Annotated in this window: 15 protein-coding genes; 13 read left to right on the forward strand and 2 right to left on the reverse strand. The window is 38.9% G+C overall.

Features of this window, described 5'->3' with window-relative positions; genetic code table 11:
* Positions 1 to 178 precede the first annotated feature (178 nt).
* A complete protein-coding gene (locus tag IGI52_RS19295) occupies positions 179 to 1,693 on the reverse strand; it encodes a 2-isopropylmalate synthase (protein ID WP_438782123.1) in 1,515 nt (504 codons plus the stop codon).
* 611 nt (positions 1,694 to 2,304) lie between these two features.
* Between IGI52_RS19295 and IGI52_RS19300 the strand changes: the two genes are divergently transcribed.
* Positions 2,305 to 3,966, forward strand: a complete 1,662-nt coding sequence (locus tag IGI52_RS19300) for a peptide ABC transporter substrate-binding protein (RefSeq protein WP_438782124.1) — start codon at positions 2,305 to 2,307, stop codon at positions 3,964 to 3,966.
* Between the two features lie 101 nt (positions 3,967 to 4,067).
* On the opposite strand, the gene IGI52_RS19305 is transcribed toward IGI52_RS19300, so the two are convergent.
* The gene (locus tag IGI52_RS19305; RefSeq protein WP_161169247.1) at positions 4,068 to 4,412 is read right to left on the reverse strand and encodes a DUF3899 domain-containing protein; all 345 of its coding nucleotides are present in this window, start codon (positions 4,410 to 4,412) and stop codon (positions 4,068 to 4,070) included.
* A 135-nt stretch (positions 4,413 to 4,547) separates the two neighbouring features.
* Here IGI52_RS19305 and opp3b point away from each other — a divergent pair, with 135 nt between their 5' ends.
* From opp3b to IGI52_RS19365, 12 genes are all read left to right on the forward strand, one after another.
* Complete coding sequence (gene opp3b, locus IGI52_RS19310; RefSeq protein WP_016180430.1) at positions 4,548 to 5,489, forward strand: oligopeptide ABC transporter permease; 942 nt, start codon at positions 4,548 to 4,550, stop codon at positions 5,487 to 5,489.
* Positions 5,489 to 6,523, forward strand: coding sequence for an oligopeptide ABC transporter permease (gene opp3C / locus IGI52_RS19315; RefSeq protein ID WP_127978655.1), 1,035 nt, complete (start codon positions 5,489 to 5,491; stop codon positions 6,521 to 6,523). The genes opp3b and opp3C overlap by 1 nt, the downstream gene beginning before the upstream one ends.
* A gap of 7 nt (positions 6,524 to 6,530) precedes the next feature.
* Positions 6,531 to 7,577, forward strand: a complete 1,047-nt coding sequence (locus IGI52_RS19320; protein WP_102872462.1) for an ABC transporter ATP-binding protein — start codon at positions 6,531 to 6,533, stop codon at positions 7,575 to 7,577.
* A gap of 27 nt (positions 7,578 to 7,604) precedes the next feature.
* Positions 7,605 to 8,558 (forward strand): ABC transporter ATP-binding protein, encoded by a 954-nt coding sequence (locus tag IGI52_RS19325; protein WP_438782125.1) that lies wholly within the window; start codon positions 7,605 to 7,607, stop codon positions 8,556 to 8,558.
* Between the two features lie 801 nt (positions 8,559 to 9,359).
* Complete coding sequence (locus IGI52_RS19330) at positions 9,360 to 9,713, forward strand: hypothetical protein (RefSeq protein ID WP_438782126.1); 354 nt, start codon at positions 9,360 to 9,362, stop codon at positions 9,711 to 9,713.
* 2 nt (positions 9,714 to 9,715) lie between these two features.
* The gene (locus IGI52_RS19335; RefSeq protein WP_438782127.1) at positions 9,716 to 10,126 is read left to right on the forward strand and encodes a DUF961 domain-containing protein; all 411 of its coding nucleotides are present in this window, start codon (positions 9,716 to 9,718) and stop codon (positions 10,124 to 10,126) included.
* A gap of 48 nt (positions 10,127 to 10,174) precedes the next feature.
* Complete coding sequence (locus IGI52_RS19340) at positions 10,175 to 11,665, forward strand: FtsK/SpoIIIE domain-containing protein (protein ID WP_438782271.1); 1,491 nt, start codon at positions 10,175 to 10,177, stop codon at positions 11,663 to 11,665.
* A gap of 35 nt (positions 11,666 to 11,700) precedes the next feature.
* Positions 11,701 to 12,012 carry a hypothetical protein gene (locus tag IGI52_RS19345; protein WP_438782128.1) on the forward strand — a complete coding sequence of 104 codons (312 nt, stop codon included), beginning with the start codon at positions 11,701 to 11,703 and terminating at the stop codon, positions 12,010 to 12,012.
* Between the two features lie 388 nt (positions 12,013 to 12,400).
* Positions 12,401 to 13,660, forward strand: coding sequence for a replication initiation factor domain-containing protein (locus IGI52_RS19350; protein ID WP_438782129.1), 1,260 nt, complete (start codon positions 12,401 to 12,403; stop codon positions 13,658 to 13,660).
* Positions 13,650 to 14,198: a hypothetical protein gene (locus IGI52_RS19355; protein ID WP_438782130.1), complete on the forward strand. Its 549-nt coding sequence runs from the start codon at positions 13,650 to 13,652 to the stop codon at positions 14,196 to 14,198. Before IGI52_RS19350 ends, IGI52_RS19355 begins: the two co-directional genes overlap by 11 nt.
* A gap of 16 nt (positions 14,199 to 14,214) precedes the next feature.
* Positions 14,215 to 14,700 (forward strand): antirestriction protein ArdA, encoded by a 486-nt coding sequence (locus IGI52_RS19360; protein ID WP_438782131.1) that lies wholly within the window; start codon positions 14,215 to 14,217, stop codon positions 14,698 to 14,700.
* Positions 14,701 to 14,715: 15 nt separating this feature from the next.
* Positions 14,716 to 15,216 (forward strand): hypothetical protein, encoded by a 501-nt coding sequence (locus IGI52_RS19365; protein WP_438782132.1) that lies wholly within the window; start codon positions 14,716 to 14,718, stop codon positions 15,214 to 15,216.
* Positions 15,217 to 15,233: the final 17 nt, after the last annotated feature.

Here is a 15,233-nt window from a genome sequence, read left to right on the forward strand (position 1 = left end):
TCGCCACGTATACTATCCAACTAAACGAGACGAAAAAGAATCAACTGCTTTATTGATGCTAAGCCCGCGTGCCAAGAGCTCTGCGAAAAGTTGGACTAGCATCCTATCTCATATTAAGGTATTCATTTTTCAAAAATGTGTATCTAAGTAATCCATTCTTAGGTTTCAGTTTATTTGACTAGCCATTTTGTTTTAAATGATTACTGGCTTGAACGTAAGCTTTGGCCGATGCATGAAGGACATCGAAATCAACGCCGATTCCGCGAAATTCATCGTTGCTTTTCTTATCTCGCAGAGTCACACGGACTTCAGCTTGAGCGTCTTCTCCGCCAGTCAATGCTTGAATTTCATATTCAGTTAGTTCAGGATCTTGCTGGAGTAATTCATCGATAGTATTGTAGATCGCTTGAATACTTCCGGAACCAATCTGAGAAGCTACTTGCGTTTCGTTTTCTTCATTAATAATAGATACAATCGCACCTTGATAGCCATTTGAACTGTATTGAACCTGAACATCCACCAGCTTGTATTTCTCAGTTTCTTCTCGGTATTGGTCCGCCAGTAGGGCAACTAGATCCTTGTCAGTGATTTGTTTCTTTTTATCGGCTAACGCCTTAAAGCGTTTAAAAGCTTCCTTGCTATCCGTATCGTTTAATTGATAGCCCAACTCTTCCAATTTTGCGTTAAAAGCATGGCGCCCCGATAATTTTCCAAGCGGAAGAGAATTTTGATTGACGCCTACTAAAGTAGGGGTAATGATCTCGTAAGTCTCTGGATTTTTCAGCACACCGTCTTGGTGAATACCAGATTCATGCGCATAGGCATTATCGCCGACGATCGCTTTATTTTTGGGAACCGGAATACCAGAAAGGCGTGAAACTAGCTCACTCGTTCTTTTCGTTTCATTTAATACAATATTCGATTCGCATTGATAAAAGTCTTTGCGAATTGCTAGTGCCAAGGCAACTTCTTCCAACGCGGTGTTGCCCGCACGTTCGCCGATTCCGTTAATCGCACCTTCAACGCGGTTCGCGCCATTTTCGATGGCAGCTAGTGCGTTTGCGGTAGCCATTCCTAGATCGTCGTGACAATGGGAAGAAAAGGAGATTTCTTGTTCACTTTGAATATTTTCGATCAGTGATTTAAAAATCGCGCCATATTCCGTCGGGTTTGAATATCCGACTGTGTCAGGGACATTAATGATAGTAGCTCCAGCATCAATGGCCGTTTGTACTGCTTCTAATAGGAAATCTTTTTCTGTTCGAGAGGCATCTTCAGGCGAAAACTGAACTTTTTCAAATAAACTGCGTGCATAACTGACATGCTCTTTAATAGAAGCAAGAACTTCCTCTCGAGTCATTTTTAATTTGTACTGCATGTGGACATCGCTTGTTGCCAAGAACACGTGAATCTGCGGATCAACGGCGTCCTTTAAGGCTTCGTAGGCACGAGCAATATCTTTTTTTTGACAACGCGCTAATCCTGTTACCGTCATATTCTTTACCTGACGCGCAATACTTTGCACTGCTTCAAAATCACCAGGCGAAGCGATCGGGAACCCAGCCTCAATAACATCAACGCCCCATTTTTCTAATTGAAGGGCGATCTGAACTTTTTCTTTCGTATTAAAATTTACTCCCGGTGTCTGTTCACCATCTCTTAATGTGGTGTCAAAAAATTGAATTTTTCTCATTTTTACTCCTCCTTAAATCAAAAACGGGTATAAAAAAAGCACTCCATCGGAAAAGAACCACTTTCTTTTCCGATGCAATGCGAATAGGGACTTTATGAAATGATTTTCAGAAAGTCCCAGCTATAATAATAAAGTTGCGTTGAAAGACTTAATTGATTTTATCATGGCAACCACCCGTTATTGTCAGAATTTTTTAAAAATTGTTGTATTCATCGTATAAAAAAAGAAAAGAATTGTCAATACGATTATGAAAAAAAGATTAGAATATTTTCTAATAAAATTATACGCTGATGAAACGTTGTTGGATGAAAATAAATTCCTTAGATAATTAGAAAGAATTTTTTCTGTAAATGAATATTTAATTATCTATCATGCTTATGTCACTATGCAAGAGTAGAACAGAAAATAGCAAAATAATTTTAGTTTGAAAAAAAATCTTTAGAAGAATTGCCGATTTTACAAGATTTATTAGGAATAATTTGCGAAAAAGCAAAAAATATTAGAACATTCGGAGCATATGGTTTGATTTATTAAAAACAAATGATTAAACTACTCTTCATATTCAGAACTTCATAATTATTCTGAAAATTGAATCAAAAGGGGAAAAAGATATGAGGAACAAATTTGCATATGGTATTATCGCGATTTGCGGGCTCGCATTGGCGGGTTGTTATGGAGGCAATAGCGCAACGACTGATGAGAGCAGTTCGAGTGCGAAAGCTAAGGGAAACGGAACATTTAACTTAGTGGTCCAACAGGAAATGCCGACAGCCGATCTGTCAGTCGCAACAGATACAATCAGTTTTGCTGCACTAAATAATGTTTATGAAGGAATCTACCGTTTAGATAAAGACAACAAGCCACAACCAGCTGGCGCAAGTGAGAAAGTGAAAGTCAGTGATGACGGCAAGACCTATACTGTCAAATTAAGAGAAGATGCCCAATGGTCTAATGGCGACCCAGTTACAGCTAAAGATTATGTTTTTGGCTGGCAGCGTACCGTTAAGCCAGAAACCGCTTCAGAATATGCGTATCTTTTTGAACCTGTTGAAAATGCAGCCGATATCTCTGCTGGTAAAAAAGCTCCAGAGGAATTAGGAATTAAAGCTGTAAGTGATTATGAGTTAGAAATCAAATTAGCAAAACCAACACCATATTTTGATTACTTGTTAGCTTTTCCATCATTCTTCCCCCAAAACCAGAAGGTCGTGGAAGAAAATGGGAAAGAATACGCGACTAAGAGTGACAAATCTGTTTACAATGGTCCATTCACGTTAGAAGGATTTGACGGACCTGGTACTGATACAGAATGGGAATACAAGAAAAATGATACTTACTGGGATAAAGACGAAGTCAAATTATCTAGTGTAAAAGTTAATGTTGTAAAAGAATCCTCTACTTCATTGAATCTATTTAAAGATGGCGAGGCGGATGATGTCATCTTATCTGGCGAATTGGCACAACAAAATGCCAATGATTCCGCCTATAAATCGTTTAAAGAAGCACGAACAAGCTATCTTGAATACAATCAACGGAAAGCAGATTCACCATGGAAAAACGAAAACTTACGTAAAGCTGTTTCGTATGCCATCAATCGTAAATCTTTAGTGAATCAAGTATTAGGTGACGGCTCAGTCGTATCAACTGGATTAGTGCCATCAGGTATGTCAAAAAATCCTAAGACTGACGAAGATTTTGCTAAGGAAGCCGGGAAATTAGCACCTTATGATAAAGAAAAAGCCAAAGAATATTGGGATAAAGCAAAAAAAGAATTAGGCATCGATAAATTGTCCTTTGAGCTGATGGCTTCTGATACAGATTCATCTAAAAAAGTTATTGAGTATATTCAAGGTGTTCTGGAAGACACGTTGCCAGGAATGACCGTGAAACCAACCCCAGTGCCATTTTCTGTTCGATTAGATCGATCAAATGCTGGAGACTTTGATGTCTTACTTGGTGGTTGGGGAGCTGACTATGCTGATCCATCAAGTTTCACTGATTTGTTTGTAACAGGAAACTCATATAACCGCGGACGTTGGAGCAATGAAGAGTATGACAAATTAGTTGATGCTTCAGGCAATAAGGATGCTAGTGACGAAGAAGCTCGATGGGAAGATCTGCAAAAAGCCAATGAGATCATTTCGAAAGAATCAGGTGTCGCACCACTGTACCAACTATCTGAAGCTCATTTAGTTAATGAGAAAGTCAAAGGGATCGTTCATCATCCTGCCGGTGCTTCATGGGACTATAAATGGACGTATGTTGAAGAATAGTCTTAGCGTAAAAGAGGCGTTTCAAGCTTGTTTTAATAATAATTCTGAAGCGTCGATGATAAATAAAGAGAAGTTGGAACGAGTAACGTTCCAACTTCCTTTTAAATCAATGTCAATGATGCGCAGATGATCGAAGCTAAAATTAAAATAGCTGCAATGATCAACCAAAAAGAATAACGCCCCTGTCCAACTTGCGAAAGGGCTTGGAATTCTGATTTTTTCTTTTGTTTTCTACTGAAGGCTTGATGCATCGAATGCTGAAAGTGGTCAAAGAAGCCTGAAGAAAAAATCCAAAACAAGGTACCAATAATTAGAAATGGTAGTCCAATTAAGAAAAATCGGTTAGATAAGGTTAAAAAAGTAAGTGATCCTTTCAAGATCGAGTAGATCGTGATGATCACCAACAGACCTCCGCCGATTCCAATGGGAAATAATTTATTTTTCATACATACACTCCAATAGTTAATAGCAAATGTGAATCAGAAAACAGTTATTCACAATGTCTTTCTACTCTAAACCATAATAAAAGTAGAAGTCAAAATATAAGAACGGAACATCAGACTTATTTTAGGAGGCACCTCATGGGCAGTTATTTGAAATATTTTTTAAAGCGTGTCTTTTTTATGTTGATTACTCTATGGTTGATTGCTACCATCACATTCTTCTTGATGCAATTATTACCAGGGACACCTTATACCAATCAAGAACGCTTAAGTCCTGAAACTATTGCAATGCTGAATAAGCAAGTTGGTTTAGATAAACCAGTGATCGTTCAATACGGGATTTACCTATCAAACCTTGTACAAGGAAACTTTGGAATTTCCTTCCAATTTAAAAATCAAGCCGTTGCTGCATTGTTAGCTGGTCGAATCGGTCCATCATTGCAATTAGGTTTGCAGGCAATCGTATTTGGTACCTTTGTTGGAATCATCTTAGGCACAATCTCAGCAATGAAGCAAAATTCATGGGCCGATACTGCTTCAACTTTAGTGGCGATCTTAGGACGTTCGATCCCTAACTTTGTATTCGCTGTTTTACTTCAATATATTTTCGCAATGAAATTGCAAGTTTTACCGATTGCCAAATGGGAAGGATTTGCTTATACGATCTTGCCAACTCTGGCGTTAGCTATGTCGCCGCTGGCCGATTCGGCTCGTTTCATCCGAACCGAGATGGTGGAGGTGCTTCACAGCGATTACGTTGAACTGGCACGGGCGAAAGGATTGAGCCGATGGGAAATTGCTTTCAGGCATGGATTACGAAATAGCCTGATTCCCTTAATGACCTTATTAGGCCCCTTAGCGGTCGCATTGATGACTGGATCACTCGTGGTTGAAAACATTTTCGCCATTCCAGGAATAGGAGAGCAATTCGTAAAATCAATCATGACCAATGATTATCCAACGATCATGGCCGTAACAATCCTTTACTCATTCATGCTGGTCTTCGTCATTTTAGTCGTTGATCTACTTTATGGGTTGGTTGATCCTCGAATTCGTCTATCAGAAGGGAGCAAAAGCTAATGGAAATGAAATATCCTTCAATCGTTGATATTCCTGCTGATGAATTTCAACCCTTACAAAAAAATACGGAAGAGGAGCGCGAGGAGATTGCGGCCCCTTCGTTGAATTTCTTACAAGATTCTTGGCGTCGTCTGAAGAAAAATAAAGCGGCAGTCATTTCAATGGTGCTTTTGATCGTAATCATCGCGATTTCGATCCTAACAATTTTTGTCTCGCCTCACAATCCAAGCAAGCAGAATGTGGATTTTATTAATTTGCCGCCACGAGTACCTGGATTAAATATCAATGGTCTAAATGGGAAAACCATGGTTGCTGGTGAATTAGTCGATAAATACGCGCAAGCAGATGTTCCAGATAACGTAAATTATCTATTAGGAACAGACGGGTTGGGTCGTGATGTGCTAAGCCGTTTGTTCATGGGGACACGGATTTCATTGTTGATCGCCTTTATCGCAGCCCTTTTTGATATAACAATCGGCGTCGCTTACGGATTAATTTCCGGAATGCTAGGCGGCAAAGTCGATAACGCGATGCAACGTTTTTTAGAGATTCTTTCGGGAATCCCAAACTTGGTGGTTATGATCTTGATGCTGGTTGTTTTTGAACCAGGAATATTCTCGATCGTGGCTGCAATGGCGATCACCAACTGGATACCGATGGCACGGATTGTCCGAGCCCAAACCCTTAAGCTGAAAGATCAGGAATATGTTTTAGCGGGAATGACTTTAGGTGAATCAAAATGGAAGATCGCCTTCAAGCATATTATTCCGAACATCTCCAGTGTGATTATTATTCAAATGATGTTCAGTATTCCGACTGCGATTTTCTTCGAAGCCTTTCTAAGTTTTATTGGGTTAGGATTGACACCGCCAGCAGCTTCATTAGGTACTCTATTGAACGATGGATACAAAACATTCTTGTACTTGCCATACTTACTATGGATTCCAGCGGTAACTATCTCGCTGATCATGATTTGTTTCAATTTATTAGCCGATGGTCTACGTGACGCATTCGATCCGAAAATGAAAGAGTGACGATATTATGGAGAAAATTTTAGAAGTAAATAATTTGAACATTTCGTTCGACACCTATGCCGGAAAGGTTCGAGCGATTCGCGGTGTGGATTTTGATTTGAACAAAGGAGAAACTCTGGCAATTGTAGGGGAATCAGGCAGCGGGAAATCTGTTACAACTCGTACGATCATGCGCCTGCTTTCCAGCAATGCCAATATTGATGAAGGACAGATTCTTTTCAAAGGTCAAGACATCGTTAATAAATCAGAAAAGGAAATGCAAAAGATCCGTGGCCGTGAGATTGCAATGATCTTTCAAGACCCCATGACCTCCCTTGATCCTACGATGACAATTGGCAAGCAAGTAGCAGAATCGTTGCGAAAACACAAAAATGTATCGAAGAAGGAAAGCTTAAAAGCGGCGTTAGATTTGTTGAATCTAGTAGGGATACCAGATGCGGAAAAACGCTTGAAAAACTATCCTCATCAATTTTCAGGTGGGCAACGTCAACGGATTGTAATTGCGATTGCGTTAATCTGTAATCCAGAAATTTTGATTGCTGACGAGCCAACGACTGCTTTAGATGTAACGATCCAAGCGCAAATTTTAGAATTATTAAAAGAAATTCAAGAAAAAATTGAAACGTCGATTATTTTTATTACCCATGATCTTGGTGTCGTGGCGAATGTTGCAGATCGCGTGGCTGTAATGTATGCGGGGAAAATTGTAGAAGTTGGAACCGCTGAAGAAATCTTTTATAATCCGCAACATCCATATACCTGGGGATTGCTTGGATCTATGCCGACGCTAGAAAGCGAGAACGATCGTCTGTACGCAATTCCCGGCTCGCCTCCAGACCTATTAGATCCGCCAAAGGGCGATGCCTTTTATCCGCGAAATGAGTTTGCTTTGAAAATCGATGCAGAGCTGGAACCGCCATTTTTTGAATTATCTGACACCCACAAGGCTGCGACTTGGTTGTTAGCACCACAGGCACCAGTAATTGCACCACCAGCCGAAATTCAACGACGTTGGGATATTTTTCGTAAAAAACAAAATCAGTATTCTGCTTAAATCGCGTATAGAAAACGGAGGACTATGATGGAAAAACGATTATTAGAAGTAAAAAATTTAAAACAATATTTCAATACTGGCAGTAAAAACGAAGTCCGTGCCGTTAACGATGTTAGCTTCCATATTAACGAAGGAGAAACGTTTGGTTTAGTAGGAGAATCCGGTAGCGGAAAGTCCACTACCGGCCGAACAATTATCCGTTTAAACCAAAAAACAGATGGAGAAATACTTTTCGATGGCAAAGATGTGACTAAAATTCACGGAAAGAATGCACTGACGGAGTTTCGTCGTGATGTGCAAATGATTTTTCAAGATCCTTATGCCTCTTTAAATCCGCGAATGAAAGTCAAAGATATTATTGCTGAAGGTATTGATGTTAATGGAATAGCTAAAACACCAAAAGAACGGGACAAGCTTGTGAATGATTTGCTGGAAACAGTCGGATTGAACCCAAGTCATGGCACTCGATATCCACATGAGTTTTCCGGTGGTCAACGGCAACGGATTGGGATTGCCCGTGCATTAGCAGTTCGTCCTCGTTTTATTATTTGTGATGAACCAATCTCGGCGTTGGACGTTTCAATTCAAGCACAAGTAGTAAATTTATTACAAGATTTGCAGAAAGAACATAATTTGACCTACTTATTTATCGCTCATGATTTGTCAATGGTAAAGCATATCAGTGATCGTATCGGTGTCATGAATAATGGCCATCTGTTAGAAGTCGGAACTAGCAGTGAAATTTACCATTACGGTGTGCATCCGTATACAGAAAGCTTACTGTCGGCGATTCCAATGCCTGATCCCGACCACGAGCGCCAGCGTCGCCGAATCAAGTATCAGACAGAGCCAAATGATGGAAAAGCACGTTCATTGCGAGAAATCGCACCGGGTCACTTTATCTATTCTTCTGAAGATGAAGTCGCCTATTATAAGAAGAAATTGCAGCATTTAAAAAATGAAAAAGCCATAGCAGTTTAAATAAAATAGAAAGTAAAAAAATGGAGACACATTAGATTCTTGCTAAAAACAAGATTAAATGTGCCTCATTTTTTTCTACTCATATCCAAATTTGAGAAATAACCAAAAGTTCGTTACAGCTCTTTTTAATGTATGAAATCCTTTAAGAAGCAATGTGTTTTTTTAAAGCATCAAGCCTGAGATTATGATAGTGGGAGTTTTTAAAACATGAAATAACCATCTCTAAAAAGTTAGCTTTTGCCTAACTTTTAAAGACGGTTTAAGCTTAGAGTGATGAAACACTCTTTTGACGTTTATCTTAATGAAAAATAAATTACTATCTAAAAATTTATCCAAAAAAACAAAAAATGCCACCGCGCACATTCTTTTCGAAACGTCCGAAGACGCCAAGAATGTACCGATGACGTGGGTTTGGCACCCAATGGGCCGTGAGGGGCTCGAACCCGCGACCCGCTGATTAAGAGTCAGGGATTTTGATGTTTAACTAATGTTGGATGGTGACAATATGGTTTATCAAGTATTGTGATATAGGGATTATTGGGGAATAAAAGTACAGTTTAACACTTGTTAAAACAGGATAAAATGGATTTTTTTGAGAAAAATACTGGAAAAAAGTTGGCAAAGATATCTATCTGACAAAAATTTAACTGACTTTTTCTATAACAAGAATTTTAGAATCATAGAGGTTTAAGAACTGACTGCAAATGTGAATAAAGATGAAAGAGAATTAGTTAAAAGCTGATTCTCTTTTTTGTTTGGAAAATTAATTTAGGTCAATACAAAAGAAAAGAGGAAAAGAATTTGAAGTTAAAAAAAATTAAAGTAAAAAAAGAATGGGTCGGTAGAATCTTCATTCTAGGAACACAATTTAAAGAAGCTCCAAAAGAAGTAAATGGTGTTCTTGGAAGTTATGTGAAGTTTTACGGCGATTCGGAAAAACATGGTGCCTTGCCAATCGTCGTTGACCGAAGCGCTTCTGCTGTTTTGCCAGAAGGGGAAGTTGAGGTTGAATTTGAAGAAGCGTACTTAGTACCGGATAAAGTACGGATTACGAGTCGTGAAACCAATGATGATGGTCGAACGGTCAATTCGGTCAATGGCTATTTAGACTTTTCTCTTTATTTATCTGGTTTAACTGTTAAGGAAGGTGTGTAGATATGGTTTTAAAATTTAAAGACAATAACAACATTACTGCAGCTTTAGATATTTACAGTTTAGGTGCGATTCGATTTAGTTCATTAGAAGAACCCGTTTTAGGATTTGATGAAGAAACTCGTCAAAGCACAGGGGAAATTACTAAAAAAAGAGCGGAACTAGTCTTTGGCGATAAAAGAAAGCTTTCCAGTCGTGTAACATTTCCACCAACTGCTGAAATCGACCAATTTAAATGGCGTGAGGCGGTTGAATTAATCAATCCAGAATTTCACTTGACGTATATCGCTGCTCAAGATGGCAATCGTGAGTATTATGAGTTAGATATTTATGCGGATGGATTGAAGAAAGTGACGGATCAAAAAGAATTAGCAAGTCCGACTCAACCAGATGCAAGGGATAAAAAGAAAAAATAAATAGAGAGAGGTAGAAAGGTAGAAAGGGAAGGTGATTCTTTGAAAGGTATGTTTTTCTACAAAGGAAAGAGGATTCAACTGTATTATCAATACCTAGATATTGGGTACACCTTCCTTTTTTCTTTTCCATCCATTGCTATTGTTGTTGGGTTATGTTGGGCAAATCAGACAGAAATCGGTGGTTTTATCAATGGAAACCAACAATACCAACAACAATTCATATTTTTTGGCTTGCTTGGTTTGATTCTTGTACTTACAAATATCTGCATTGCTCTATCTGTTATTAAACAATCCAAATTAAAAGGTGGCTACTTTAGCCGACTTCAACGATGCCAATGGTTGCTAAAATATTTGGTAGAAAATAGTTTGGTGGATATGAAAAAGAAAAAGACGGAAAATGGCTCACAAGAAGTGATTCAAACGCCCAATGTTTATTATCGAAGAAAGAATTCATTGGATTGTTTCACCTTTAAATTGGGTGGAAAACACCACAAGGAATTTTTATTGATGGGATCAGTGCTAGAAGAGCTTTTCCTTGGAGATTTAGTTGAAGTAGATCGAGTACCCATGTTTGTTACGTATAAATTGTTGCTGGATACAAAGGATCGCCGGATGTCTATTCGAGAAGTCAAAGCGAAAGATGGATCAATCGAGCTGATGAAAGATGTCTTTTGGGACTATGATAAAATGCCTAATCTGCTTATAAGCGGAGGTATTGGCGGAGGCAAAACGTATTTTATTTATACGTTGATCAAGACATTTATGGAAATCGGCACGGTGAAAATTGCTGATCCAAAGCGATCCGATTTAGGTGTACTTGCTGAATTGCCTGCATTCAAAGGACATGTCGTCATGGAGAAAGAAGAGATTTTTCGTTTGCTTGAAGATAGTTATGAAATGATGATCAAGCGCTATAAGTATATGCGTGAACATCAAAACTATACGATGGGAAAAAACTATGCTTTCTATGAAATGCCGCCTTATGTCGTGATTATTGACGAGTGGGCCGCGTATTATAGTACGTTGGACTATAAAGAATCAGAGAGAGTCTTAAAAGTATTAATGCCGTTGATCTTACAAGGTCGTCAGGCAGGAGTCTATATGATCATTGCTTTACAACGGCCGGATGCTCAAAATTTACCCAACGGGTTGCGAGACAATCTACTCGCAAAAGTTTCACTAGGTCGATTATCTGAGCTTGGGTACAAGATGACTTATGGTGACGACAACAAAAATAAAAGTTTCGTCAATAAATCTGGTGTCGGTAGAGGGTATCTGGATATCGGTAAAGGGATTCCTCAAGAATTATACAGTCCATTTGTTCCCGATGACTTTGATTTTCTAACGGAGTTCGCTAAATTTGATCGAATGATTGAGCTTGATTTTGATGCGATGCGAATCACGAAAAAAGACCAGGAAATGATGAATGCCATGTATAACGAGAAAGATGAACTGCAGACAAGAAAGCTGATTTCAGAAGAATATCAAAAGGAAAGACAAGAACGACTGAACCAGTTGGAAAACATTACGATAGAGTAGCTTAATGTTGTTCTGTAACGAGGAGGTGACGGACTGTGAGTGAAAAATACTACCGAGTAAAAACGGCTGCTAAGTTAATTGATCCAAACTTTTCTGCTCGAACCTTATATTCTTGGATCGCAAAAGTTGAAAAACGAACCACCTATCATTTTTTACGAAAGAGTATTTTGCGAAATGGCATTCCTGTTGTTCAGATTTTATTGAAGGAAGAGGACATTCAACTACTGAAAAAATTGTATTTATTGAGGAATAAGGACAAGAAGGATTTAACTGCAGCTATTTTCGCCACTTTCTTGTCACCGGAAGAACTCGATGAACGATTAACCATGGAACGAAATATTTTTTAACCAACTACTAACCAACCTAGATACTGGTGGGAAACTATGCCCAGCATAGCCATGCACTCAATCGAGCGTGGCGTTTGCACTGACAGCGGCGCCAGCCGCTTATGTCAAGGGCAAACGCACACGCCATGAGTGTGCGTGGATGGATGAGGGCAGGCGCCAGCCTGCCCTCATCCGTTCCCCCCCAGTATCTAATAGGGGGGGTAGAATTAAAATAACGAAAAGAAAAAAGTGTCAGAAAGATTGCTAGGACAAGGCTCATCGAAGATGACGTTTTGTGTCCTTTTTGATGGTTTTGAAGGGACACAAAAATGAAAACCAAGTCCTATCAAGGGTTTGAATACCTTTTTCAGTCACTCTGAAAAATGCGGTTTCGTTATTTATCAAAGGTGTGGAACAATTGGAGCCTAAAGACTTACGAAAGTATCGCTACAAATTTGGGTTATCCAATGAACAAACAGGAAAAGTAAAACCCGTCTCACAACGTAAATTTGCCCAGATATTGGCGATCTCTTTATCCTATTACAAAAAAATGGAACAAGGAAAACGTCCAATACCTGCAGAAGTGAAACAAAGGCTGGATGATTATTTTCGTGTATACATGAAACACGGCATAGAGATGCGAGTGATGATTGACTATTTGCGTTTGTCCTTTTTCGAGGCTGATCCAAAAGACGTGATTCAATCCGTATTAGGGATGAATGAATTAGAATTTGAGACTCGCTCAACAGGACTCTATATGTTTGACCAAGTTTCTGTTCGTGGAAATATTTGGGTTTTTTGGCATACGAAGGAAACAACAAAAAATGTGCTGGTCCAATTTTCAGGTCAAGGTTGTCGAGAATACGAACTTGTCTTGAAGGAACGACAAACAGATTGGCAGGAATATTTATTGCAGCTTTGGCAAAAACAGGGAAGGTTGGAAAGCTGTTATGATCGTGTGCAATGCAGCCGAATCGATATTGCCATTGATGAAATGTGGCTGCGTGAAGATGAAGAGTATTTTGATTTATTCTCTATTTTGGAGAAGGAACACAAAGGACTGATCGAAGACAGCTTTAAATTATTTGAAAATTATGGCGGATATTATACCGAATCAGGGATGGCTAGAAACAAAGGGCTATCCCTTTATTTTGGGTCAAGAAAGTCTCCATTATTCTTCAACTTCTATGAGAAGCGCTATGAAATAGCGAATCGTGAACGGATATCAGTGGAAGAGGCTTTATTGAACTATGGCATTTACAATCGGTATGAGTTGCGGTGTGCGGCAGAAAAAGCCATGAATGTCATTGAGCGATTTATCACAGGAACGAATCTTGGTGAGATTGGTGCTGGACTAATCAATGACAAATTAACCGTCTATGATCTATTGGATTCCGAATCAAAGATTGTCAACGAGCGTTGGGCCAAAATGTTTCGGACAGTGAGAGAGTTAAATTTTTCGATGAAAGCAGAGAAGTTTTCCATTGAACGAGCGGAGCGCTGGTTTGAAACACAAGTCGCTCCTACGTTAAAGCTGTTAAAAATAGTGGATGAATTGTCGGGACGTGATTTCGTCAATGCCACCATTGAAAATGTGGAATTGAGTGAAGACAAGGAAAACTATCTCACTTGGTTTCAATCGTCAGGGGGTGATTTGATTGGAGGATAAGAAGGATTGTGTTTATTCGGGTATCAAATACCGAAAGAAACAATTAACGATGATTGATGAACAAATCAAGGAATTAAGCACGTTCAATTATTCCAGAGATTTGATTCAGCGAAAGCTAAAACGAGGAGAACACCAAGGTGATCCAGCGTGGCAAGAAATTGCCCGTCTGTTGGAAGTACGAAAAAATCACGAACTTGAATTGGAAAATTTGTATTGGCAAGTGGCTCCTAGTGATTTACGTTTGATTGAGTTTTATTTATTCAGTCTACCAATGCAGGCGTTAGTAGCGGTAAAAGTTGGTGTAAAACCAATGGTCGTTTATTCGAACTGCGTAACAGAGATTTATCATCAGAAAGTGTGTTACGAAAAATTGTCGTTGTTAGAAGTACAAGAGGCATTAAGAAATGCCAATTGTGAAGGAACACAAGGTGGACTGACCGAGGATCGTATTCAAGAAGAACTGGTTGATCTTGGAAAACACGGTAAAGAGATCTTTTATCAAGGATCAGTCTTACTAATAAAAAATGAAGTTATTTAGATTAAGGGGGAGCTTGATGCACGCACAAATTTATATTGCTAATCTCTCAAGGTATGTCGGTGGAACCATTCAAGGCGGTTGGTTTGATTTGCCAGTGGAGTATTCAGAAATTGTAAACAAGCTAGGATTAAATGACTCCGAAGAAGAAACGATTATTTTAGATTCTGAGACACCATTCATTGTAGGTCAATACGATAGTTTGGATCATTTGAATGAACTTTATGAACAATATTTAGAATTGCCAAGTGAAGTTCGTGACCACGCTAAAGAATTGATTGGGGATTTGTTTGATTCGGAAGAAGACTTATTGGAAAATGCCGGAGATGTTATGTTTTTACCAGAAGTAGATTCAGATGAAAAGTTAGGCAGTTATTGGGTAGATGAAGGACTGATTACTGTACCAAAGGAACTAATCTATTACATTGATACGGAGGCGCTTGGTCGTGATATCCGATTGGAGGGACAAATCACCTATGTTTCAGATGGTTGTTTTATGAGGTAGGGGAACAATACACGAATGACAACAATAAACTATGCAGGCTCTTTTCATTATGGAAATCAGGATTTATTGCAGACTACAGAAGAATACCAAGCATTCTTTGGTGAAATTTATCATTGGTACAAAGAAAAGCTAAACAACTATCTTGAAACCAATCCATTTAAAGATTTAACGTTTGAACCCTTTTTCGAACGGTTTAGAAATCTATACATTAAAGAACGAGAACAGTTGAAAAAGCAAGATAGCCCCATCACATTTGAGAGATTAGATGGACTCTTCAAAATGAACGTTTATGATCCGATACTTGGTCAAATAGTTGAACGATTGAGAGAGGTGGACCAAGAGCGGACGTACTTCATGAACTATGTTAAAAAGCGCCAATGGCAGGTAACAGATCAATTTTGGCAAGGCCTTTGGACATATGGAGAGGTTCGTGTAAATGAGATCAATTCCCCTTATGCTGAAAAGCTGATTCCAATTGATTTTGTCGAAAAGTGTCAGTTGAAAGTTGTTCGATGATCCAGCGTTTTTTTTCA

Origin of the sequence: Enterococcus sp. DIV0187, assembly GCF_051713785.1 — a bacterium.
Lineage (GTDB): Bacteria > Bacillota > Bacilli > Lactobacillales > Enterococcaceae > Enterococcus_A > Enterococcus_A avium.